Source organism: Morganella morganii (genome assembly GCF_019243775.1).
Classification (GTDB): Bacteria; Pseudomonadota; Gammaproteobacteria; order Enterobacterales; family Enterobacteriaceae; genus Morganella; species Morganella morganii.
Genome location: NZ_CP069157.1, coordinates 392,293 through 417,220 on the forward strand (window position 1 = coordinate 392,293; position 24,928 = coordinate 417,220).

The following is a 24,928-nucleotide window of genomic DNA, read 5'->3' on the forward strand; positions in this document are numbered from 1 at the left end:
ATGACGAACAGAATACTTTCGGCCGGAGAGATTATACTCAGTGATCCGGATGAAGCCGCTGACCCGGCCTCTCCCTCCACGATCCTGCTGATAGACGATCACCCGATGCTGCGTAACGGCGTCAGGCAATTAATCAGCATGGAGCCGTCACTGACTGTGGCCGGTGAAGCCGGGAATGGCCGCGACGGCATTGCGCTGGCGGAATCACTCGATCCGGATCTGATTCTGCTGGATCTGAATATGCCGGAAATGAACGGCTTTGAAACCCTGGATATTCTGCGGCGCAAACCGCTCTCCGGCCGGGTGGTGGTGTTCAGTGTGTCCAACTACCGGGAAGATCTGATTACGGCACTGCGCCGCGGGGCGGACGGCTATCTGCTCAAGGATATGGAGCCGGAAGAGCTGCTGGTGGCACTGCGTCAGGCGGCCGCCGGTAAAATGGTGGTCTCCCCGGCACTGACCGAAGTGCTGGCAGGCGCGCTGCGTGAGGTGCGCAGTGATGATGAGCCGGATATCAACAGCCTTACCCCGCGTGAGCGCGATATACTGAAACTGATTGCTCAGGGGCAGCCGAATAAAATGATCGCCCGTAAACTGGATATCACGGAAAGCACGGTAAAAGTGCATGTAAAAAACCTGATGAAAAAAATGAAGGTAAAATCACGGGTGGAAGCAGCGGTATGGGTGTTGCAGAACAAATAGTACCGGTATCTATCCGGCCTCTCTGTATAAAGGAACAGATTATGATTATTGCAGCACACCGCGGCTTTGCCGCCCGTGCACCGGAAAACACGATGGCGGCATTCCGGCAGGCTGCGGAGTTTGGCTGTCTGTGGATTGAAACCGATGTTCAGCTCAGCGCTGACGGCGTGCCGGTGCTGATCCACGATGAAACTGTGAACCGCACCACCAACGGCAGCGGGAAAGTGACGGATCTGACCTTACGCGAACTGCGGGCACTGGATGCCGGGTTATGGGCGGGGGAGGTATACCGGGGGGAAAAAATTCCGCTGCTGACCGACCTGCTGGTGCTGGCGGAAGAATCCGGATTGCATCTGAACCTGGAACTGAAAACCGAGCTGACAGACAGCGACCACGCAATTGCCCGGTTGTGTGAAGCCACCGCAGCAGTACTTGAAATGCAGAATTTCCCGGCAGAGCGGATTCTGTTTTCCGGCTTTGATACCCGCACACTGCGCCATATGCACAAACGGATGCCGCACATCCGGCGCGGACAGCTCTGGGAAAAAATTCCGCCGCAGCCTCTGGCACTGCTTCAGGAGATTGACGCGTTCAGTGTGCATTGCGACTGGCTGTTTCTGCGGGAAGAAACGGCGAAATCGCTGAGAAAGGCCGGTTATCAGATCTTTTGCTATACACCGAATTATCCGGAGCTGGTCGCGCATTATGCGGACTGGGGAGTGGGAATGCTGATAACGGATAACCCTGCAATATACAGGGACGAAAATCGTTTTTCTTAATGCTATATTGCATCAGTATTACACCGGCCTCTTCCGACAGGCCGGTGTTTTTATTTTGACTGGCGAAAATACAAGTTATTGGAGTTATATTTAATAAATCATAATAAAATTCTTTTTATTATTATCAGATGAACAAAAAGAGGATAAAAACTGTAACAAAGTGATACAGGTTTAATCATACAGGGAGTTATCTCAAATATCCTTTTTCTGACACCATCATTACCCATCCTGTTTGTTTTTATATAATGAACTGAAATTACATGACTATTTTCCCTGTTATTACTATTTGTGGTTACTCACAGATAGATTTCACCAATTGTTCTTAAGGCAACGAAAGAGGAATGATTATTTGCATGACTGCTCCGGATTCACTTATTCTTTACCCGATCTGATAGTGATGATTTATCGGTATTATTTTGTTATCAGTGATTTTATTGCTGCTGAATAACCAGGATTAAACTCACTTAATTTGTATTTGGCTGAATGATATCAACTGAAAATAAAAGGCAGTGGCTGGCTTCTTTTCCGATAAAGGATGCAGTAATTAACAGGGATCGTTACCTTTCCGGTCTGATTCTCCGGTGGATATAGTGTGTAATAACGGGATTTTTATGTTTATTACTATCGTTAATTATTCCGGATAAACCTAAAAGGAGTTAAATATCCCGGGTAAATCAGGTTTTGCTATGTGTGATAATAATATATCTCTATTGAAAGAAGTTGGTTTTTTCTTAAAAAGAAGGCGAAAAAGTCAGGGATTAACAGGTTCGGAAGTGGCTGAGAAACTGAATATCAGTCAGCAGCAGATATCCCGCTATGAACGCGGGCTGTCGGTGCTCAGTCCGGATGTCATGCTCAGGTATTGTGCGGCGCTGGGAATGACGGAGCGTGAGATCAGCGAACTTTTCTCCATTATCAGCACCCATTATCAGTCTGTTATTTCCGGACCGGAAGATACAGATGACACTGATAACCCGTAATGCTGACTATCCAACTGTTATGACTCTCCCTTTACGCGTGTATTTAATATCACCAACCTTTTTCTGTCTGATGACATCTGAATGCTGTTAATAATATGTTGCATTAACTTCATATCATCAGCAGGCAGGTGTTTTTATTAAACCTGTAATTTCTCTCTGTAAGAGTTAATTTTATAAATAGGAATGAATGAAAATGATGATTAACAAAAAAGCACTCGTTGTAGCCGGGCTTTCACTGGTTATTTCTGCCTGCTCAACATCACCGGTAAAGAAAAACACGGCAGCAGTTAAAAACCCGCCGGTAAAACAGCAAACCCGTTCCGCGACACCTAATGTGACCGGTAATAACGCGGCACAGGCGTATGTGGGAAGTAAACAAATTGCATCTCAGGGGATTGTTATTGCATCCACCAATAACGCCTGTGTGGACGGATTTAATTTTCTTAAAGGCGTAAATCAGGCTGAATTTAATGATTTCTCATCAAGCTACGGACGTATTAATCAGAACTATACCTTCTTAAACGTCAATAAAGAGATTATGGATAAAGACTCCCGTGAAGTGTTATCCATGACACTGAATAAAAAACTGGACACCTTATGTACCAAAGTTCAGTACGCAGGTTTCATTGGTGTGAAGGATAAAATAAAAGCACTTTCTGATATTTAATTTTTTTTTGGATTTTTAATCTTATTTCGGGGATGTATTCATGCCTGTGACTTCGTATTACTCAAAAACAAAGAGGGTAACAGCCTATCTGTTACTCTTTTTGCAGTTATTTTTTCCGGTGTCGACGGCAACATTATCTGTTGCCTACGCGGCAGAACATGACAATGAATTAATCATGTCAGAAACATTTGACGGACTTAATGCATTGATGGATACATCTCCGAGTCCGGCTCCGCCTCCGAAACCACAGGGCGGAAAAACCGCTTCCGGCAGCACTCTGAGCGGTGAGGGATTTACCGTTGAGATGCCGTCCGGCAGTGAATACGGCGTGATGCCGGCTGGTTCGGACAGTGGCTTTATCTCCGGACAGAACGGCATGCCGTTCCCGATGAGTGTCAGCACGCTGCCTGACCCGGCGAACCCGGCACCGCGCGATAATACCGTGCGGACCGATGATATCTTCAGTGCCTTGCCGACCCTCGGTCTGCCGGATATTTCTCCGGAAGATGAAGCGGCACAGAATGAAGCCCGTCTGGCGGGTAACGCCTCACAGGCCGGGCAGATCCTCTCCAGTGAGGATGCGGTGGATGCATCTCTCGGCTATGTGCGCGGTATCGGTGAAAACCTGCTTAACCAGCAGGTGAATGACTGGCTGAACCAGGTGGGCCACGCCCGTATTCAGTTCGGCAGCAATAAAACCGGTGATGCGGATGTACTGGTCCCGTTAGTTGATAATCCGAACAGCCTGTTCTTCTCACAGATCGGGCTTCGCGCTAATGAAGAACGTACCACCACCAACCTCGGTCTGGGCTATCGTCAGTATGAAGACGGCTGGATGTGGGGGGGTTAACAGCTTTTATGACTACGATATCACCGGCAGTAACTCGCGGGTCGGTGTCGGCGGTGAGTTATGGGCCAATTACCTGAAGTTTGCGGCTAACGGCTACTTCAGGGTAACAGACTGGCACCAGTCAAAACTGCACGAAATGCGCGATTACGATGAACGCCCGGCTAACGGGTTTGATATCCGTGCGGAGGGCTATCTGCCTGATTATCCGCAGTTAGGCGCATTTGCAAAATATGAACAGTACTTCGGTGACGGCGTCAGCCTGGCCAGTACCACCTCTTCCGGTGAACTGAAAAGTAACCCGTCGGTCTCCACCATCGGGCTCAGTTACACCCCGTTCCCGCTGATCACGTTCAAAGGTCAGACATCCCGTGGTGATTCCAACGACAGCCAGATTGGAATGGAACTTTCCTACCGTTTCGGCGTGCCGCTGTCACAGCAGCTGGATACCGACAATGTTGATCTGATGCGTAACCTGGCGGGTAACCGTTACGACTTCGTCGACAGAAACTACAACATTGTGATGCAGTACCGTAAGCAGGAACTGCTGCGGATTGCCCTGCCGCCGACACTCAACGGTGAAGCGGCACAGACACTGCCGGTGACGGTCAGTGTGCTGAAAGCCAAATACGGTCTGAAATCTCTGCGCTGGTCAGCGCCTGAACTGCTGGCAAACGGCGGTGAAATCAAACAGACCGGGCTGACCACGGCAGATATTACGCTGCCGGAATATATTTTTATGGATCGTAACGGCGGGCCGCAGGGCTACCGTGTGACCGCTGTCGGTGAAGATAACGAGGGTAACCCGTCCAACACCGCAGAAATGTGGGTGAATGTTATTCCGTCAGTGGAAACCATCACCAAACTGACCGTCACGCCGAACCAATCCTTAATCGCCAACAACAGTGACCAGTTTACCGCTGTGGCGCTGTTACAGAATGACAAGGGCGAAGTGCTGCCGAATAAAGCAGTGACTTTCAGCGTTTCCGGTCTGAAAAATCCGGAAGGCGTGACCATTTATGATGCGGACGGCAACAGCGGCCAGACACTGACCGTGATCTCCGGGCCGGACGGCACGGCAACCGTGAAAATTATCAGTAAATCCGCCGGTAAAGGATTGCTGAAAGCCAAAATGCGTAACGGTAACAGCCGTACCGAAGCAATCACCTATATTGCTGATATCAATACAGCAAAAATTAAAACCCTTGAATTAACCAATAACAAAGCAGTGGCTGACGGCCAGGCGAAAAACATCGCTGTGGCAACGGTGACTGACCAGTTCGATAACCTGGTGGAAAACTTCCCGTTAACGTCCAGAGCGGATAACGGTGCGACAGTCGCGGATCCGAACCAGCAGACTGACAGCAACGGCCAGGTCACTATCCGGTTCAGCAGTGAAACGGCCGGGGATTCCAAACTGGTGGTTGAGGGAACGGGCACGTCGAAGAGTGTGACAGCACAGTTTATCGCGGATATCAGTACCGCGAAGATTCAGAGTGTTGTGGTAACTCAGGATAATTCGGCGGCGGATGGTAAAGCGAAGAACAGTGTTCTGGTAACCGTCACTGATAACCGCAACAACCCGATCGCCGGTGCACCGGTGACAATCAAAGTACCGGGAACTGCCGGTTATCTGACTCAGCCTGCCGGTGGTCTGACAGACAGTAATGGTCAGTTGCGGGTGAATATCACCAATACCAAAGCGGGTCAGGATAACTATACCTTCAGTATCAATGACAGCCGTGAAACTGCGGTTCTGACCTTTGTTCCGGATCTGTCCACCGCAACCATCACGTCCCTGATCAGTGACAAGAAAGCCATTATTGCTGACGGTACTGAGCAGGCGATGCTGACCGTGACGGTGAAAGATGCCTTTAATAACGTGATCCCGGGTAATACCGTTAACCTGACAACCACACTCGGCCAGCTTAGTGATCAGAATGTCGTTACCGGCAGCAACGGTGAGGCAACCTTTACACTGACCGGTACCCGTGTGGGTGATGCGACTGTCCGTGCGATCAACGCCACAGACGCAGCCGGTAAAACCACCGTTGTCCGTATCACACCTGATAACAGCTCGATGGCTGTCCGCAGTGTGCTGTTAAACGGTGATCAGACAACCAAAGTTGCCAACGGTACAGATAACTTCACCTATACCGTCCTGGTTCAGGATAACAATGGTAACCCGATCCAGGGTGTCCCGGTTACTGCATCCGCAGATAATCCGGCAGCAGTTGTACTGGTAACAGGCACTACCAATGCGGAAGGTAAAATCACCATTACCTTAGCCGGTACCAATAAAGCGATGGACAATGTTCTTGTCAGCGCGGCGCTGGACGGCGGGGTAAGTGTGGATGCGGATAAGAGTGTTAACTTTATCTATAACATCGACACCGCGAAGGTCAGTAAAGTCACGCTGAACGGCGATGTCACTCAGAAAGTGGCTGATGGTCTCAGCAGCTTTACCTATACCGCGCAGCTGGTGGATAGTAATGGTAACCCGATCCGTCAGGCAGATCTGGATGTGAAGTGGACGCAGAACAAAGGCAGCGATGTGGTGCTGTCGGCGGAAACCAGCAAAACCAACGCAGACGGTGTGGCGACTATCACTCTGATCTCCACCACCAAAGTGGCGGATAACATCCGTGTCAGTGCGCAGTATGCCGGTACGCCGGTTATTCAGGCGGATAAAGCCGTCAGCTTTATTTATAACGTTGCCTCAGCCAGAGTCAGCAAGGTGGAACTGAACGGCAGTGTGACTGAAAAAGTCGCCGATGGCCTCAGCAGCTTTACCTACACGGCACAACTGGTGGATGAGAACAACAACCCGATCCGTCAGGCGGATCTGGATGTGAAATGGACGCAGGACAAAGGCAGTGATGTGGTGCTGTCAGCCGCAACCAGTAAAACGGATGCGGACGGTAAAGCCGTGATTACTCTGACGTCGACCAAAAAAGCAGCGGAGAATATCCGTGTCAGTGCACAGTACGCAGAAACGGCTGTGGTACCGGCAAACAAAACTGTCAGCTTTATCTTCAACATTAATATGGCCAAAGTCGGCACTGTGGAGCTGAATGGCGCTGTCACGGAGAAAGTGGCAGACGGCACCAGCAGCTTTACCTATACCGCACAGTTGGTGGACAGCAACGGTAACCCTGTCCGCAAAGCAAACCTGGATGTGAAATGGATCCAGGATAAAGGTGCGGCGGTAAAACTGTCCTCCGTTGTCAGTAAAACTGATGCCGATGGTAAAGCGACTATCACGCTGATTTCGACCACCACGGCGGTGGACGATGTCCGTGTCAGCGCGCAGTACCAGGAAACGGCAGTCGTGCCGGCGGATAAAACCGTCAGCTTTATCTATAACATTGCCTCAGCCAAAGTCGGTTCCGTGACTCTGGAAGGCGATGTGGTACAGAAAGTGGCGGATGGTGTCAGCTTCTTTACCTATACCGCGCAACTGGTGGACGGCAACGGGAACCCGGTTCGTCAGGCCGATCTGGTGGTGAACTGGAGCCAGGATAAAGGGACGGATGTTGCTCTGTCGGCCACAACCAGTAAAACGGATGCCACCGGTAAAGCAACCATCACTCTGACTTCCACCAAAAAAGCCGTGGATGATGTCCGCGTCAGTGCGCAGTACGCAAGTACCGCCAAAGTGGATGCGAATAAGCTGATCAGCTTTATCTTTGAACTGACCTCCGCCAAAGTCGGTACAGTTACCCTCAACGGTGATGTGACGGAAAAAGTTGCTGACGGTGTGAACGCCTTTACCTACACCGCACAACTGGTGGACGGCAACGGTAACCCGATCCGTCAGGCCGGTCTGGATATTAAGTGGACGCAGGATAAAGGCAATGATGTGACGTTGTCTGCTGTCAGCAGTAAAACCAACACGGATGGTCAGGCCACAGTCACACTGACGTCGACTACAAAAGCGGTGGATGATGTCCGTGTCAGCGGGCAGTACGAAAGTACCGCCAAAGCGGCAGCGGATAAAACGGTCAGCTTTATCTATAACGTTAATCTGGCCAAAGTCAGCACTGTGACCCTTGACGACGCTGTTATTGAAAAAGTGGCGGATGGTGTGAATACCTTCACTTACACCGCGCAACTGGTGGACGGCAATGGTAACCCGGTCCGTCAGGCCGGTCTGGATGTGAAATGGACGCAGGACAAAGGTAATGATGTCGTGCTGTCTTCGGCAACCAGTCAGACCAATGCCGATGGTAAAGCGACCATCACCCTGAAATCCACCACAAAAGCCGTCGATAACGTCACGGTTAAAGCACAGTACAAAGAAACGGCTGAGGTTGCTGCGGATAAGACGGTCAGCTTTATCTATGAACTGAGTTCAGCCAAAGTCGGTACCGTGAAACTGGACGGCACTGTCACGCAGAAAATCGCGGATGGCACCAGCTTCTTTACCTATACCGCACAGGTTGTGGACGGTAATGGTAACCCGGTCCGTAAAGCGGATCTGGTGGTGAACTGGACGCAGAACAAAGGTAACGATGTTGCTCTGTCGGCCACAACCAGTAAAACCCGTGCTGATGGTACAGCCACTATCACGCTGAAATCGACAACCACTGCGGTGGATAATGTCACCGTCAGCGGGCAGTACGAAAGTACAGCTGCTGTGGCGGCGGACAGAAATGTCAGCTTTACCTATGAACTGACTTCAGCCAAAGTCGGTACCGTGACCCTGGACGGCGATGTGGTGCAGAAAGTGGCAGATGGCGTCAATGCGTTCACCTACACCGCACAGCTGGTGGACGGTAACGGTAACCCGATCCGTCAGGCAGATCTGGTGGTGAACTGGACGCAGGACAAAGGCAATGCAGTCGTGCTGTCAGCGACAAGCAGTAAAACGGATGCCACCGGTAAAGCCACTGTCACACTGACATCGACCACAACTGCCGTTGATAACGTTACAGTGAGTGCACAGTACGAAGATACCGCGAAAGTGGCAGCGAATAAGGCCGTCAGCTTTATCTTTGAACTGACGTCAGCCAAAGTGGGCACCGTGACCCTGGAAGGCGATGTGGTACAGAAAGTGGCGGATGGTGTGAATGCCTTCACTTATACCGCACAGCTGGTTGACGGCAACGGTAACCCGGTTCGTCAGGCGGATCTGGTGGTGAACTGGACGCAGGACAAAGGTAATGATGTGGCGCTGTCGGCGACAACCAGTAAAACGGATGCCACCGGTAAAGCCACTATCACCCTGACCTCCACCAAAAAAGCAGTGGATGATGTACTCGTCAGTGCACAGTATGCCGGTACAGCCAAAGTGGATGCCAATAAGCTGGTCAGCTTTATCTATGAGCTGAGTTCAGCCAAAGTCGGTACCGTGAAGCTGGACGGCGATGTGGTACAGAAAGTGGCGGATGGTGTGAATAACTTCACCTATACCGCGCAACTGGTCGATACCAACGGTAACCCGATCCGTCAGGCGGATCTGGTGGTGAAATGGACACAGGATAAGGGCAATGATGTCGTGTTGTCTGCTGAGACCAGTAAAACCAATGCGGACGGTAAAGCAACCATCACGCTGACCTCGACCACCAAAGCCGTTGATACCATCACCGTGAGTGCGCAGTATGAAAGCACCGCGAAAGTGGCGGCGGATAAGACGGTCAGCTTTATCTATAACCTGACATCCGCACACGTCAGTACTGTGACGCTGAAAGATGATGTAACAGAGAAAATTGCCGATGGTGTGAATACCTTTACCTACACTGCACAACTGGTGGATGGCAATGGTAACCCTGTCCGTCAGGCAAATCTGGATGTGAAATGGACGCAGGACAAAGGCAGTGATGTCACGCTGTCAGCGGCAACCACTAAAACGGATGTCAACGGTCAGGCGACGGTCACCCTGAAATCAACCACCAAAGCGGTGGATACCATCACGGTGAAAGCGCAGTACAAGGAAACCACCGAAGTTGCGGCGAATAAGACTGTCAGCTTTATCTATAACATGGCGTCAGCCAAAGTCGGTACGGTGAAACTGACCGGTGATGTGGTGCAGAAAATTGCTGATGGGGCAAATAACTATACCTTCACGGCGCAGTTAGTTGATAACAATGGTAACCCGATCCGTCAGGCTGATCTGGTGGTGAAATGGACGCAGGATAAGGGCAATGATGTTGCGCTGTCGGCCACAACCAGTAAAACGGATGCGGACGGTAAGGCTGTTATCACCCTGACCTCCACCAAAAAAGCCGTTGATACCATCACCGTGAGTGCGCAGTACGAAAGCACGCCGGTTGTGGCAGCCGATAAGACGGTCAGCTTTATCTATGACCTGGCGTCAGCGCATGTCAGTACGGTCGCGCTGGGCGGTACAGTGACAGAAAAAGTCGCGGATGGCGTGAGTTACTTCACTTACACCGCACAACTGGTGGATGTGAATAACAACCCGATCCGTAAAGCAGACCTGGATGTGAAATGGACGCAGGATAAAGGCACGGATGTGACGCTGTCGGATGTAACCAGCAAAACGGATGCCACCGGTAAAGCGACGATTACCCTGACTTCCACCACAAAAGCGGTCGATACCATTACCGTGAGTGCGCAGTATGAAAGCACCGCGAAAGTGGCAGCGAATAAAACCGTCAGCTTTATCTATAACCTGACATCCGCACACGTCAGTACTGTGACGCTGAAAGATGGTGTGATTGAGAAAATTGCCGATGGCGTGAATACCTTTACCTACACTGCACAACTGGTGGACGGTAACGGTAACCCTGTCCGTCAGGCAAATCTGGATGTGAAATGGACGCAGGACAAAGGCAGTGATGTCACACTGTCAGCGGCAACCACTAAAACGGATGCTGACGGTCAGGCGACTGTCACCCTGAAGTCAACCAAAAAAGCGGTGGATACTATCACCGTGAAAGCTCAGTATCTGGATACCACCGAAGTTGCGGCAGACAAGACGGTCAGCTTTATCTATGACCTGGCGTCAGCCAAAATCGGTACCGTGAAACTGACTGGTGATGTGGTACAGAAGGTGGCCGATGGTGCGAACAACTTCACCTACACCGCTCAGGTGGTGGATGCTAACAACAACCCGGTACGCAAAGCGGATCTGGTGGTGAAATGGACGCAGGACAAAGGTAACGATGTCGCGTTGTCAGCAGCGACCAGTAAAACGGATGCTGATGGCCGGGCAACCATCACCCTGGTTTCCACCACAACAGCGGTCGATACCATTACGGTGAGTGCACAGTATGAAAGTACGCCGGTTGTGGCAGCCGATAAGACGGTCAGCTTTATCCATGACCTGACGTCAGCACATGTCAGCACAGTGATCCTGGATGGTGATCTGGTTGAGAAAGTGGCAAACGGTACGAACAACTTTACCTATACCGCGCAGTTAACGGACAGTCACGGCAACCCGATACGCCAGGCGAATCTGGATGTGAAATGGACGCAGGATAAAGGTACGGATGTTGTGCTGTCAGCGACAACCAGTAAAACGGATGCTGAGGGCCGGGCAGTTATTACGCTGAAATCGACGACCAAAGTGGTTAAAGATATCACTGTGAAGGCTCAGTATGCTTCGACTGCTGAAGTGGCAGCCAATAAGACGGTCAGCTTTACTTATGACCTGGCATCAGCGCACATCGGTAAGGTAACGCTGGATGGTGATCTGATTGAGAAAGTGGCAAACGGCACCAACATCTTTACCTATACCGCACAGCTGGTGGATGCCAATAACAACCCGGTCACACAGGCGGATCTGGATGTGAAATGGACACAGGATAAAGGCAGTAATGTCATCCTGTCAGCGGCAACCAGTAAAACGGATGCGACCGGTAAAGCGGTTATCACGCTGAAATCGACCACCAAAGCGGCTTATGATATCAGTGTCAGTGCTCAGTACCTTGAGACCGCACAGACTGCGGCTGACAAAACCGTCAGCTTCACAGCGGATCTCGCAACGGCGCACATTGCATCGGTCAATCTGAAAGGGGAAGTCACCCGTAAAGTGGCCAACGGGACAAATACCTTTATATTTGTTGCCACGGTACTTGACGGGAACGATAACCCGGTAAGGGATGTCGCGCTCACCTGGGAGGGCAGTGCACCAACAACCACAACACTGACCGCGGCTGCGCCGAAGACGGGTGTTGACGGAACGGTGGAAGCCACACTGACGAGTTCGATGACACCAACGTATGACATTGTTGTTTCGGCCAAAATGGACGGACAGAACAAGGTTAATGCAAATCTGACCGTGTCTTTTGAAGAGTTGTTCAAGAGTACAATCACCGTTGTGGATGCCGGTAAAACAGGTACCGTGGTTATTCCGGGAGCGAGAATTGAAATCTATTCCGAGAATAAAGGTGAAAAACTGGTTGATGAGCTGACACCGTCCAGCGGTAAGATTCAGGTTGAACTGGTGGCAGGACGGTATGCGATTGTTATTACGAAAGATGGCTTCAGAACCTATGATGATTTCATTGAGATTCGCTCAGGTCTCGATCTTAATTACCAGTACGGTCTGATCCAGATGGGTAATAATGATGCCAAGATTATTGTCCAGTGGCTGGAAAATAATCCGAAGGATCCGGATGCCTATATTAAAGTGCCTGACGGAACGGTGGTCTTCCGTGGTAAGAAAGATTATGACGGGGTACATCTCGACAGGGATAACACATCCGCTCCGGGTCTTGAAACGATTACCATCGAGAAGTTTAAGCCGGGCACCTATACCTATGCTCTGGAATGCTACAATTGTACCTGGTCAAACTTTAATAATACCGATACAAAAGTATCAGTACATATTAATGACCGTGTAACGCTGGCATCGGGAACCGCACCTGATACTTATGTTGAATCTCCGCGGAATGCCTCAGGTACGAGCACCAAATTCTGGCGTGTACTTGAAGTTAATGTGGACAGCAATAACGTGGTCAGTGTGAGACTGTTGCAGACATACTCCTCTGCCATGTAACGCAGAAGATTGGTAATGATAAAATAAGCCGTTCAGACCACAGGATAATACGTGATCTGTATCTCATAATCTGATACGACGGTAATATAAGGAAAAGCTCCGGTATGACAGCCGGAGCTTTTTATTTTGTGTGAACAGAGGAATAACATTGGTATCAGCGAAGCAGGTGTGAGCAATCCCGGTGAGCATATAGTATTTCAGATATTCAGATAGTTTTTCCCGGCAGATATACATTTATTCAGAGCAGCAGATTTATATCAGATGATAATACTGGGTGACGGGATTTAATAAGTGAAATACGCGTTTTTATACTACTAATCCGGAATGGAATACCACGGATAATGATAGTTACCAACGCAATAATTTGTTAATAATTAGTGTGTTACAATGGTATTTTTGTGAAAAAACATAATGAATGTGTAACAGAGTGCTTCAAACGTAATCGCGAGAGGAGTGGGGGGGATATTTAGGATAAATCGTATTTATTGTGTAAAAACAGTCACTTCAATTTAACTTACTGATGTAATTAGTAAATTTGACTTATTATGCTATTTTTTGGGTATGAATAAATTTTTATTGATAGGTTTAATCTATTGTTCGATTTGAATGGAGAGGTGAATAAAAATTTGCACACACCGCCATAAGTCATTTACTCTTTACATGAAAATAAAATAACTTATATAAAGAAGGTTATTAACGATAACAGGTAAATGGCGACAAAATGATCTTCGCGATCGTCTTGTAATACCAATTTTCCCGGCGATAAGAAAAAGAAATACAGCTGACATATCAGTGACGATAATGTTTATCCGTACACAGGATAGCAGAGAGCATTAATCTCTGCCGCTCTGATATTGTTATCAATAAAATAGTTAACTACTTAACAAAATGAATGCTGAAAATAGCATTTTTACTCTCACGTGGAGTGAAAATGTATTATCATGCTTATCTTTTTTAACTGAAGAAGGAGGTGTCTTAAACAGGCATGCAGTATATTAGTTTATCTTTTCAGTGATTATCATTATTTCACATGGCATATAAAACAGAATGCATATTGTTTTATTTATAATAAATAGTAGTCAGAGTGTAATGTAGTCGTCAGGAGGATTTGTGATTAAAAATATTCATCCTATTTCCAGCGTAATAGGCCAGGCTCTTAAAAATAAACGCCGACAGCTCGGGTTATCCGGTATTGAACTTTCAAAAATCTTAAGTATCAGTCAGCAACAGATCTCCCGTTATGAAAGAGGCGTGAATTGTTTTAACCTGGATATGCTTATGCGCTATTTTGCTGCTCTTCAAATGACACCAAACGATGTTAATAATTTATTCTCGGTATTAGGAAGCTATTACCATCATAAGGTCGGAGAGCATGAAGGAAGAATAGAACAATCGTACTATAATGATTACGGAAAATGATTTAAACAATAATAAAGTATATTTATACAGAAATAATGCATAAAACCATTATGATGGGGATATCGTCGGTACTTATTGATAAATTATTTTATCATCATTAACTCTGAAAATCCGGGACCGGGACATATTTATGTTTATGTCATATAAAAAATTTAATATGAAAAAAATAAGATTATATCTGCTGTTTTCCTTACCGTTTATTTTTCCGGTTTCAGTTGCAGTATCCTCTGCATCAAAACCGGTGGTCAGACAATCTGAGCCGGTAATATCGGAAACAATAGAGGGTATAGGGGCAGTTGTCGCCGTGTCTCCGGATGATCTCAGAAACCGCTTTTTATCCGGCAGACGGGGCATGCCGTTTCCGATGGATCTGACCACACTGCCGGAGCCTGCCGGAAAAGTGCCGCCCGGCAGCCGGATCCCGCACAGTGATGTGTTCAGTACATTACCGGCGGTTCCGGTGCAGCGCGATGAATCCGGTGATCAGTTTTACTCGGATGAGATCGCCGGTGCCTGGCAGGCATTCTTCGATAACAACGGGTACGATGTACAAACCGGATTCGGCGGTGACCTGGAAAAAGATCTGAAAAATAATCAAAAAAATAACTTATTAAATACCAGCAGTTATATGGTTATCTATGATGAGAAACCATAGGTTTATCTTATGCAGTTCTGTTCAGATGTATTTGTTGTCACTTTAAACCTGAACATCAGGAGGAACTATGATTTTTGATGATATGAAAACTGATTTGGCAAATATAATGAAAAAATTTGTTAAACAGGATTGTGATATTAAATATCACTATGACGGTGATAACGTCGTGTTTTATATCGATGAAGAGAATGGTGTGCATATCCAGATCAATATAAATTGTATCAGTGATGTGCCGGTATACCAGTAAGCATAAAGACGCTGAACGAATGAAAATACATTTGTATTTATACAGTCTCTGGTTTCTCTGGGGAGGAGTACTGATAGCGATTATCTCTTCCGGGAGAAAATTGTATTTTCATATGAGCATCTATTTTTTGCTTCTCTTTGTATTATTTTTCATCACAACAGGAAGGCGTTTTTTTATGGCATTATTCAGACAAGACGATAAAAAAGATAAAGCAGAACCCGTAAAAGCGGAACCGGTAAAAGCAGAACCGGTAAAAAATGAACCAGCCGGTAAAAGTATTACCATTGTGGGAACCGGCTGTGAAATAACCGGCGATATGACTCCCGGGGGGAATATTGAAATATACGGGAAAGTGAAAGGGAATATCAATGCCGGTGCTTTTAAAGTTTCTGTTATGGAAAAAGGCGTTATTGAAGGTGATGTGACTTCGGAGCATGTTTCAATCAATGGTCTTATGATGGGCACCTGCTGTGCTAAAAATACGGAAATTTTACAAAAGGGCGAACTTAATGGCGTGTGCCGCGCTGAAGCATTTTCCATTATTACCGGCGGGCGTTTTACCGGCCAGTCCGAACCTTATAAGAGTAATAAAGTAAACCCTGATATCGTTGTTGCCGGTAAAGAAAAGACAATAAATCAAAAATAATCTTTACCCCGGCACACTGTTAACGGATAAAGGAAAAATGAAAATATATTCCCGGATTTTGATAGCGCTGCTTTTTATCCCGTTACTTTGTTCTGCGGGGACGCCGCCGCAAAATGTTGAGCTGCTGAGTATAAAAGCAGGGCAGGGAGAGACAAATGCTCAGTTTTTACTGGGAACGTTGTATCTCACCGGACGTTACGGTGTGAACAAAGATATTGAAAAGGGAAAGTATTATTTGCTTATTGCGGCCGGAAAAGGCGATTCAGATGCAAAACGTTTTTTGGCGCTTCAGTATTATAATGAAAAAAACTATTTTGCATTTCTTAATCTGTTTTCTGAGTATTGCCTGGATATTATTGAACAGAACCCTGACTGATAATAAACAGAGACTAAAAAGGCTTGTATTAACTGCAAGCCTTTTTTATTTATGAACCGGCATTCAGACTGGATTTTTTCTTGATTGAGCGGAATGCGCTCAGTTTGATATCACTGCATACCTTCCCGAGTTTTATCGTCAGGCTGTTTTTCATATAAATTTTAATATCATTGTCCATGATGCTTTCATTTTCCCGCAGGAAATTAAACTCATTCATCACTTCACTGTATTTTCCGGATAATACACGGTAATCATTGGCATTCGTTTTACGCAGCAGATACATATCATCAATACAGCTGTCGCTGGTGGAATTCTGTGCCGGAGCAGGGAGCAGTTTTACCGGCACGGCCGCAGGTTGCGCGGGCTGAGAGGCCATTTGCCGTGATGGGGTGGTACAGCCGGACAATGTGGTCAGTAATCCCGAAATCAGAATTAATGTTTTAAAACGCATGATAACTCCTCTGGCGGGTATATATTGTATCTGATTTTAAAAACAGAGAGGGCTATACATTAAAGTATGTCTGCGGTGTTTGTATATGAATAGAGTGTGACGAAATAAACATAATATTATCGTGTTTTTATTGGGTATTTGGCAATAAATATACCAATGGTTATGTTTTTTATTATTAAATTTGTCGTAACGCAATATAAGCAATTCCTGGTGCAGAGGATATGATTACATACACGTTATAAGAGTGATAATAAGCATCATAGTATATATATAACCGGTATTTCCCTGCAGAGTAAATAAAAATATGTTCCCGCTGTGCTCTGTTATGTCGTGACAGGAAACAGTCTTTTCCAAAACGGAAAACGTCCTTTTACCAATCATCAGTAGGGTAAGGAAAAACAGATAGTTACAATCCCGCAGATGACTTTCTGACGGGGATAGTGTGATGCTTAAATATGTGATTTTCAGCTTCTGGATTGTGCTGATGTACCCGCTAGGGGTGGATTTGCATCTGACCGGTATTCCGCAGATTGCCGTGGATCTGAATGCCCCGGAAAGCTCGCTGCATACAGCATTCTCCATATATCTTGCCGGAATGGCGGCCATGATGCTGATTGCCGGATGGTGTGCTGACCATATCGGGCGCAGACCTGTGGCACTGGCTGGTGCCGTTATTTTTTGTCTGGCTTCGGTAGCTGCCGGGTCCGCTGTCACCACCGGGTTTTTCCTCGGCGCCCGTTTTGCCCAGGGCGCCGGTGCCGGGTTCTGCTATGTGGTGACGTTTGCCCTGCTGCGTGATGTCCTTCCCGGCCCGGCACGGACAAAAGTCCTCTCTATGATGAACGGAATTACCTGTATTGCGCCGGTGCTGGCGCCGGTAATTGGTTTTCTTATCCTGCTGTATTTTCACTGGTCTGTGATGTTTTACTTTTCTGCGGGCTATGCATTGGTGAGCATTATTTTCTGTCTGTTCTTTATTAAAGAGACCCGGCCGGATAAACACACGGCGGAAACAGCGGCAGCAGCCGGAGACGAACAGCCGGAAGGTTTTCTGAATGCTTTTTTCCTGACACGACTGGTGATTTCCTGCCTGGGAATGGGCGTGATCCTGACTTATGTGAATGTATCGCCGATTATTCTGATGGGACAAATGCAATTTACATCCGGTCAGTTTTCAGCGGCGATGGCGTTGCTTGCCATGGTCAGCATGAGTGTCTCTTTTTCCATGCCGAAAATTATCGCTGCCTTCAGCAGTGATGCCATTTTATATACCGCGCTGGGCTTGTTCCTGCTCAATGCCGCGCTGCTGGGAATATTTTTGTCCGGTGCGGAATACACGCTGATACTGATTATTGTGTTTGGCTTGTGCGGTGCCGGCTTTTCACTGATGTTCGGGATTATCATGAGTCAGGCGCTGTCGCCGTTTGCAAAACGTGCCGGTGTGGCCAGTTCTGTGCTGGCCATTGCCCAACTGAGTTTTGCCTCACTCTATATCCGGCTGATGGCCGCCGCGGAAACCGGCGCGGTGGCAATGCTGCTGATTATTCTGCTGACAACCGCGTTGGCGGGTGCGATATTACTGAGACGATATCCTGTCAGCAGCGGAAACCGCCGGGCGCTTTATGAATAAATCACTGCACCGCCTCGATTTAAATCTGCTTATCATCCTCCAGTATCTGCTGGAAGAGCGGAGCGTGAGCCTGGTTGCGGCCCGGCTGGCAGTGACCCCTTCGGCGGTCAGTAAAGCGCTGACCAAACTGCGTACCTGGTTTGATGATCCGCTGTTTATCCGCAGTCCGCAGGGGTTAATACCGACACCGCTGATGCTGCGTCTCGAAGGCGTGCTGCCGGAATTTCTGCATACTGCCAAATCAGTGGCGGAGATCCGCGACAGCGATAACCCGAAAGGGGTTCAGTTCCGTCTGCTGATGGAAGAACCGCTGAACCTGATCATGCTGCATGATCTGGCGGTCACGATCCTGAATCACTATCCGGAGTCGGCGGTCAGTATCCGTGACTGGGATTATAACTCACTCAGTGAGGTGATTGCGGGAGAGGCGGATATCGGGCTGCTCGGGCGTGAAAGCTACCCGAAGTCGCGGGAGAGCATCAGCGCGATCCCGGATATTGTCAATTTTGATCTGCTGTTCACAGACAGGCCGCTGGCGTTTATCCGGCGCGGACATCCGCTGCTCAGTGAGGCGTGGACAATCAGTAATCTGATCAAATACCCGCATATCAGTACGGAATATGCTAACCGGATCCCGTGGGCGCTGGATGATTTGCTGCATGATCTCGGTTATTCGCGTCAGATCCGGCTCTCTTATTCTTCTTTTGAACAATCATTGCAGATGGCCGCGCATCCGGGACATGAACTGATCACCTGTGCACCGGGCTACTGCCGCCACTATGTGACGAAATTTCAGCTGGATCTGGAGTGCCGCCCGCTGCCGTTTGATGAGTCGTTTTACCGGCAGCTGGATATTCCGTTTCTGATGCTCTGGCATAAACGCAACGCGCATAATCAGAAAACCCGCTGGCTGCGGGAACAAATCCGGCAGAGTGTAACGGCGTTTACCGGGGAATAAAAAAAAGGCATCCGCCCCCGGATGCCTTTGGGTACAACAACTGAACAGCGGACTATTCAGCGGTTCTGGTACTGGTGCGGATCAGGTAATCAAAGGCACTGAGTGATGCTTTGGCCCCTTCGCCTGCCGCGATAATAATTTGTTTGTACGGCACGGTGGTACAGTCACCGGCACCGAACACCCCTTTAATGCTGGTTTCGTTACGGGCATCGACCACAATCTCACCCATCGGGTTCAGATCCAGTGTTCCTTTCAACCACTGCGTATTCGGCAGCAGGCCAATCTGAACGAAAATCCCGGCCAGTGTCAGTGTGTGAAGCTCACCGGATACGCGATCTTTGTACTGTAAGCCGGTCACTTTGCTGCCGTCGCCGAGCACTTCGGTGGTTTGTGCATTCACAATGATATCCACGTTTGCCAGGCTGCGTAATTTCTGCTGTAACACCGCATCGGCTTTCAGTTCCGGGGCAAATTCCAGCAGGGTGACGTGTTCCACCACACCGGCCAGGTCGATAGCCGCTTCCGCGCCGGAGTTACCGCCGCCGATCACTGCCACAGATTTCCCTTTGAACAGCGGGCCGTCACAGTGCGGGCAGTAAGTTACCCCTTTGGTGCGGTATTCCTGCTCGCCCGGAACGCCCATGTTACGCCAGCGGGCACCGGTACTGATAATGACGCTGCGCGCTTTCAGTGTCGCACCGGACGCAGTCTGTAACTGATGCAGGCCGCCTTGTTCTGTGGCCGGGATCAGTGCGGTGATGCTCTGGTTATCAATCACATCTGCAGTGTAATCTTCCACATGCACTTTCAGTGCCGCCGCCAGTTTTGCGCCTTCGGTTTTCGGCACGGAGATATAGTTTTCAATATCCACGGTATCCAGCACCTGGCCGCCGAAACGCTCACCGATAAGTCCGGTACGGATCCCTTTACGGGCGGCATACACGGCAGCGGATGCCCCGGCAGGGCCGCTGCCGACAATCAGCACTTCATACGGCGCCTGCTGATTCAGCGCATCGGCTGCGCGTTTACCGGCGTTGCTGTCCACTTTATTGACGATTTCCGCCAGTGTCATACGGCCCTGACCGAACTCGTTGCCATTCAGGAAAACCGCCGGCACGCCCATGATATTGCGTTCGGTGATCTCATTCTGAAACAGACCGCCGTCAATGGCCGTGTGTGTGATATCCGGATTAAGCACCGCCATCAGGTTCAGTGCCTGCACCACATCCGGGCAGTTATGGCATGAAAGTGAATAATAGGTCTCAAAATGGAATTCACCTTCCAGATTACGCACCTGATCCAGTAATTCCTGTGCTTCTTTCGACGGATGACCGCCGACTTGTAACAGTGCTAACACCAGTGAGGTGAATTCATGACCCAGCGGGGAACCGGCAAAACGGATACCCTGAGTCTGTCCCGGATTTACAATCAGGAATGAAGGCTTGCGTGCAGACGCGCTGTTATCTTCGCGAACAGTAATCTTCGGCGATAACTCAGCGATTTCCTGTAATAATGTCCTGATTTCACCGGACTTAGCACTGTCGTCAAGGGTTGATACCAGCTCAACCGGACGGGTTAATTTTTCGAGATACGCTTTAAGCTGCGCTTTCATTGTGTTATCGAGCATGATTATTCCCTTAAAAAATCGGGTGCAATGCACCCGATAACAGTAAATAAGAAAGAAGACGGAGAGGGGGTCTTAAATTTTACCGACCAGGTCCAGTGACGGAGACAGAGTCGCTTCACCTTCTTTCCATTTTGCAGGACAGACTTCACCCGGATGGCTGGCAACATACTGAGCCGCTTTTACTTTACGCAGCAGGTCAGATGCGTCACGGCCGATACCTTCAGCGGTGATTTCAATCGCCTGGATGATACCCTGCGGGTCAACAACGAACGTACCGCGGTCAGCCAGACCTTCCAGTTCACGCATATTTTCGAAGTTACGGGTCAGTGCGCCGGTCGGGTCACCGATCATGGCATATTTGATTTTGCCGATGGTTTCTGAGCTGCTGTGCCATGCTTTGTGGGTGAAATGGGTGTCAGTGGAGACAGAGTAGATGTCCACGCCCATTTTCTGGAATTCGTCGTAATGGTCAGCCAGGTCGCCTAACTCAGTCGGGCAGACAAAGGTGAAGTCAGCAGGATAAAAGAAGAAAATGCTCCATTTGCCTTCGGTGTCTTTTTCGGTGACTTCGATGAATTCACCGTTTTTGAATGCCATGTTTTTGAAAGGTTTGATTGGGGTATTAATTAAAGACATAGATGATTCCTCCTGTTTCGTTGAAAATAACAATACGGGAAGCTACGCGGGGAAGCCAATGGCTTGCTGCTATCGATGTGATAGGTTTTATCTAACGATGGGTTTATTTTAATAGTTTACAGCGCCAAAACGGCAGATATTGCGCACGGACAATAAGATCGCATTCCTGTTTGAAAATGCATTCAATCAGGGGGATGATTGTTAAGATATGTATGAATAAAGATGAACAAAAAATTAGTGGCGTGATGACGTTTCAGCTTTCATTTTAAGGTCGCTGTGTTTATTATGCCCTCTTCTTTTTTTGACGGCGTAACTGGTTTTGGGCATTGGCCATAAGTAGACCAATCTGCTTTAACAGTCTTTTTTCAGTTACGGTTCTATCTGCATGACCTCCGGGATAGAGTGAATAGCATAAATGACTGAGACAACCTCTCTGACACCACTTGTCACCCTGAAAGGGCTGAGCAAAAGCTTTGATGACAAGAACATAATTAAGCATTTCGACCTCACAATTAATCATGGTGAGTTCGTCACCATTCTGGGTCCGTCCGGGTGTGGTAAAACCACGGTTTTACGGTTAATCGCCGGGCTTGAGGATGCGGATGAAGGCACTATTATGCTCGGCGACCAGGATATTACCCATATCCCCGCTGAACAGCGCCATATCAACACTGTTTTCCAGAGTTATGCCCTGTTTCCGCACATGACGGTCTTTGAAAACGTCGCGTTCGGGCTGCGCATGCAGAAAACCCCGGAAAATGAAATCACACAGCGCGTGGAAGAAGCCCTGAAAATGGTGCAGCTGGAAGATTTCGCCGGGCGCAAACCGGGTCACCTTTCCGGCGGACAACAGCAGCGTGTTGCCATTGCCCGTGCGGTGGTGAATAAACCGGAAGTGCTGCTGCTGGATGAATCCCTCTCCGCGCTGGATTACAAACTGCGCAAACAGATGCAGAGTGAACTGAAAGCCCTTCAGCGTCAGCTGGGGATCACGTTTGTGTTTGTCACCCATGACCAGGAAGAGGCGCTGACCATGTCTGACCGTATCATTGTGATGCGTGACGGCAGGATCGAGCAGGACGGCACACCGCGTGAAATCTACGAAGAGCCGAAAAACCTGTTTGTGGCGCAGTTTATCGGCGAGATAAATATCTTTGATGCGGATGTTCTGCACCGGATCGATGAACAGCGGATCCGCGCAAATGTCGAGGGGCACGAGTGTGATATTTACACCACCCTGGATGTCACACCGGGGCAGCGGGTGCATGTGCTGCTGCGTCCGGAGGATCTGCGCGTTGAAGAGATCCATGATAATGAGCCGATTGCCGGGCTTATCGGCTATGTCCGCGAGCGCAACTATAAAGGAATGACGCTGGACTCCGAAGTGGAGATGGAAAACGGCAAACGGGTGATGGTCAGTGAGTTCTTTAATGAGGATGATCCGGATGTGGATCACTCACTGAATCAGAAGATTGCGGTGACGTGGGTCGAAAGCTGGGAGGTGGTGCTGGGCGATGAAAATGACGCGTAAACCATTCCAGACTATCGTGATCACGGGGATTGTCGCCTGGTTACTGCTGTTTGTTTTCCTGCCCAATCTGATGATCATCGGCACCAGTTTCCTGACACGCAATGACGCGAATCTGGTCGATATGGTCTTTACCCTCGACAATTACCGCCGCTTGTTTGACCCGATGTACGCACAGGTAATGCTGCACTCGTTCAATATGGCGGTGATTGCCACGGTCTGCTGCCTGCTGATCGGCTATCCTTTTGCGGCGTTTATTGCAAGGATGCCGCAGAAGTACCGGCCACTGATGTTATTCTTGCTGATAGTTCCGTTCTGGACAAACTCGCTTATCCGCATTTACGGGCTGAAAATATTCCTCAGCACGCGCGGCTATATGAATGAGTTTTTATTATGGACCGGACTTATCGATAAACCCTTTAAGCTGATGTATACCTCTGAAGCGGTGGTGCTCGGGCTTATCTATATTCTGCTGCCGTTTATGGTGATGCCGCTTTACTCCAGTATTGAAAAGCTCGACAAATCTTATCTGGAAGCGGCGCGGGATCTGGGGGCAAATAAATGTCAGACCTTCTTCCGCATTATTCTGCCGCTGACCATGCCGGGTATTATCGCCGGTTGTCTGCTGGTACTGTTACCGGCGATGGGGCTGTTCTATGTGGCGGACCTGATGGGCGGGGCGAAAAACCTGCTGATTGGTAACGTGATAAAAAGTCAGTTCCTGAACATCCGTGACTGGCCGTTTGGTGCGGCAACCAGTATTTTCCTGACCGCAGCGATGGGGCTGCTGCTGTATGTCTATTACCGTGCGGCAAAAATGTTAAATAAGAAGGGTGAACTGGAATGATAGGACGCCTGTTACGCGGTGGTTTTATGACCATCATCTATGCTTATTTATACATCCCGATTGTCATTCTGATTGTGAACTCCTTTAACTCATCCCGTTTCGGGATCAACTGGCAGGGGTTCACGACTGACTGGTACAGTACACTGGTCAATAATGACAGCCTGTTGCAGGCGGCGGGTCATTCACTGACGATGGCGATTCTGTCTGCCACATTTGCCACGGTTATCGGTTCACTGACAGCGGTGGCACTGTACCGCTACCGGTTCAAAGGAAAACCGTTTGTCGGCGGCATGCTGTTTGTGGTGATGATGTCACCGGATATCGTGATGGCAATCTCCCTGTTGGTACTGTTTATGATCCTCGGGGTGTCGCTCGGTTTCTGGTCATTGTTGTTCTCGCACATTACCTTCTGCCTGCCGTTTGTGGTGGTCACGGTCTATTCGCGGCTGAAAGATTTTGACGTGAAAATGCTGGAAGCGGCACGGGATCTGGGCGCCGGGGAATTTACCATTCTGCGCAAGATTATTTTACCGCTGGCGTTACCGGCGGTGATTGCGGGCTGGCTGCTGAGCTTTACCCTGTCGATGGATGACGTGGTGGTTTCCTCATTTGTTACCGGGCCGAGCTATGAAATTCTGCCGCTGAAAATCTATTCGATGGTAAAAGTCGGGGTTTCACCGGAAGTGAATGCGCTGGCCACGATTTTAATGGCACTTTCGCTGTTTATGGTCATCATCAGTCAGCTTGTGCTGCGTGACCGCTCACACAAACAGCAGTAACCTTTCTGTTACCGGCGCGGTCTTCAGCGGATCCGCCGGTTTATTTTGTGAATAATCCCGTATTGCCGCAGAATTTTCAATTCTGTTACCGTTTTATGACGTAATCGTTGCTTTACCCCCCGCTTTTCCGCTTTTATAATTGCTCTGCGTAATTAACAAAGGGGGCGTTACCGCCTGTGATATTCA

General features: G+C 48.6%; 19 protein-coding genes. 16 read left to right on the forward strand and 3 right to left on the reverse strand.

Translation table 11 applies throughout. The features are described 5' to 3' along the window. From narL to JL661_RS01910, 11 genes are all read left to right on the forward strand, one after another. Window positions 1-702: a two-component system response regulator NarL gene (gene narL, locus JL661_RS01860; protein WP_004234744.1), complete on the forward strand. Its 702-nt coding sequence runs from the start codon at window positions 1-3 to the stop codon at window positions 700-702. Window positions 703-743: 41 nt separating this feature from the next. Next, on the forward strand, window positions 744-1,481 hold the full coding sequence (locus JL661_RS01865) for a glycerophosphodiester phosphodiesterase family protein (RefSeq protein ID WP_004234746.1): 738 nt from the start codon (window positions 744-746) through the stop codon (window positions 1,479-1,481). Between the two features lie 773 nt (window positions 1,482-2,254). Next, complete coding sequence (locus tag JL661_RS01870) at window positions 2,255-2,461, forward strand: helix-turn-helix domain-containing protein (protein WP_051456253.1); 207 nt, start codon at window positions 2,255-2,257, stop codon at window positions 2,459-2,461. Window positions 2,462-2,654: 193 nt separating this feature from the next. Then, complete coding sequence (locus tag JL661_RS01875) at window positions 2,655-3,128, forward strand: hypothetical protein (protein ID WP_225310129.1); 474 nt, start codon at window positions 2,655-2,657, stop codon at window positions 3,126-3,128. 175 nt (window positions 3,129-3,303) lie between these two features. Further along, entirely contained in the window at window positions 3,304-3,978 is a 675-nt protein-coding gene (locus tag JL661_RS01880) for an inverse autotransporter beta domain-containing protein (RefSeq protein WP_218481010.1), read from the forward strand. Next, the gene (locus JL661_RS01885) at window positions 3,905-12,943 is read left to right on the forward strand and encodes an Ig-like domain-containing protein (protein ID WP_218481012.1); all 9,039 of its coding nucleotides are present in this window, start codon (window positions 3,905-3,907) and stop codon (window positions 12,941-12,943) included. Before JL661_RS01880 ends, JL661_RS01885 begins: the two co-directional genes overlap by 74 nt. Window positions 12,944-14,053: 1,110 nt before the next feature. After that, window positions 14,054-14,362 carry a helix-turn-helix domain-containing protein gene (locus JL661_RS01890; protein ID WP_004241177.1) on the forward strand — a complete coding sequence of 103 codons (309 nt, stop codon included), beginning with the start codon at window positions 14,054-14,056 and terminating at the stop codon, window positions 14,360-14,362. Between the two features lie 352 nt (window positions 14,363-14,714). Continuing rightward, window positions 14,715-15,017 carry a hypothetical protein gene (locus JL661_RS18235; protein WP_225310128.1) on the forward strand — a complete coding sequence of 101 codons (303 nt, stop codon included), beginning with the start codon at window positions 14,715-14,717 and terminating at the stop codon, window positions 15,015-15,017. Window positions 15,018-15,123: 106 nt separating this feature from the next. Next, window positions 15,124-15,264, forward strand: a complete 141-nt coding sequence (locus JL661_RS01900; protein WP_223302422.1) for a hypothetical protein — start codon at window positions 15,124-15,126, stop codon at window positions 15,262-15,264. 175 nt (window positions 15,265-15,439) lie between these two features. Next, on the forward strand, window positions 15,440-15,910 hold the full coding sequence (locus JL661_RS01905; protein ID WP_062772050.1) for a bactofilin family protein: 471 nt from the start codon (window positions 15,440-15,442) through the stop codon (window positions 15,908-15,910). Between the two features lie 37 nt (window positions 15,911-15,947). Then, window positions 15,948-16,286: a tetratricopeptide repeat protein gene (locus JL661_RS01910; RefSeq protein ID WP_004234764.1), complete on the forward strand. Its 339-nt coding sequence runs from the start codon at window positions 15,948-15,950 to the stop codon at window positions 16,284-16,286. A gap of 49 nt (window positions 16,287-16,335) precedes the next feature. Here the strand turns inward: JL661_RS01910 and JL661_RS01915 are convergent, their stop codons facing one another. Continuing rightward, the gene (locus tag JL661_RS01915; protein WP_004234767.1) at window positions 16,336-16,737 is read right to left on the reverse strand and encodes a hypothetical protein; all 402 of its coding nucleotides are present in this window, start codon (window positions 16,735-16,737) and stop codon (window positions 16,336-16,338) included. A 445-nt stretch (window positions 16,738-17,182) separates the two neighbouring features. On the opposite strand from JL661_RS01915, the gene JL661_RS01920 reads away from it, so the two are divergent. Both JL661_RS01920 and yidZ read left to right on the forward strand, forming a co-directional pair. Then, window positions 17,183-18,367 (forward strand): MdtL family multidrug efflux MFS transporter, encoded by a 1,185-nt coding sequence (locus tag JL661_RS01920; RefSeq protein ID WP_062772047.1) that lies wholly within the window; start codon window positions 17,183-17,185, stop codon window positions 18,365-18,367. Continuing rightward, window positions 18,360-19,325: an HTH-type transcriptional regulator YidZ gene (yidZ, locus tag JL661_RS01925; RefSeq protein ID WP_032099010.1), complete on the forward strand. Its 966-nt coding sequence runs from the start codon at window positions 18,360-18,362 to the stop codon at window positions 19,323-19,325. The genes JL661_RS01920 and yidZ overlap by 8 nt, the downstream gene beginning before the upstream one ends. 52 nt (window positions 19,326-19,377) lie before the next feature. On the opposite strand, the gene ahpF is transcribed toward yidZ, so the two are convergent. After that, window positions 19,378-20,952, reverse strand: a complete 1,575-nt coding sequence (gene ahpF / locus JL661_RS01930) for an alkyl hydroperoxide reductase subunit F (protein WP_024474354.1) — start codon at window positions 20,950-20,952, stop codon at window positions 19,378-19,380. 72 nt (window positions 20,953-21,024) lie between these two features. Beyond that, entirely contained in the window at window positions 21,025-21,588 is a 564-nt protein-coding gene (ahpC, locus tag JL661_RS01935) for an alkyl hydroperoxide reductase subunit C (protein ID WP_004234783.1), read from the reverse strand. Between the two features lie 415 nt (window positions 21,589-22,003). Between ahpC and potA the strand changes: the two genes are divergently transcribed. From potA to potC, 3 genes are read left to right on the forward strand one after another with little or no spacing between them, the layout of a single operon-like run. After that, a complete protein-coding gene (gene potA, locus JL661_RS01940) occupies window positions 22,004-23,119 on the forward strand; it encodes a spermidine/putrescine ABC transporter ATP-binding protein PotA (protein ID WP_004234784.1) in 1,116 nt (371 codons plus the stop codon). Beyond that, window positions 23,103-23,963, forward strand: coding sequence for a spermidine/putrescine ABC transporter permease PotB (gene potB / locus JL661_RS01945; RefSeq protein ID WP_004241187.1), 861 nt, complete (start codon window positions 23,103-23,105; stop codon window positions 23,961-23,963). Before potA ends, potB begins: the two co-directional genes overlap by 17 nt. Next, entirely contained in the window at window positions 23,960-24,742 is a 783-nt protein-coding gene (gene potC / locus JL661_RS01950) for a spermidine/putrescine ABC transporter permease PotC (protein ID WP_004234794.1), read from the forward strand. Before potB ends, potC begins: the two co-directional genes overlap by 4 nt. The last annotated feature ends 186 nt before the right edge of the window (window positions 24,743-24,928 follow it).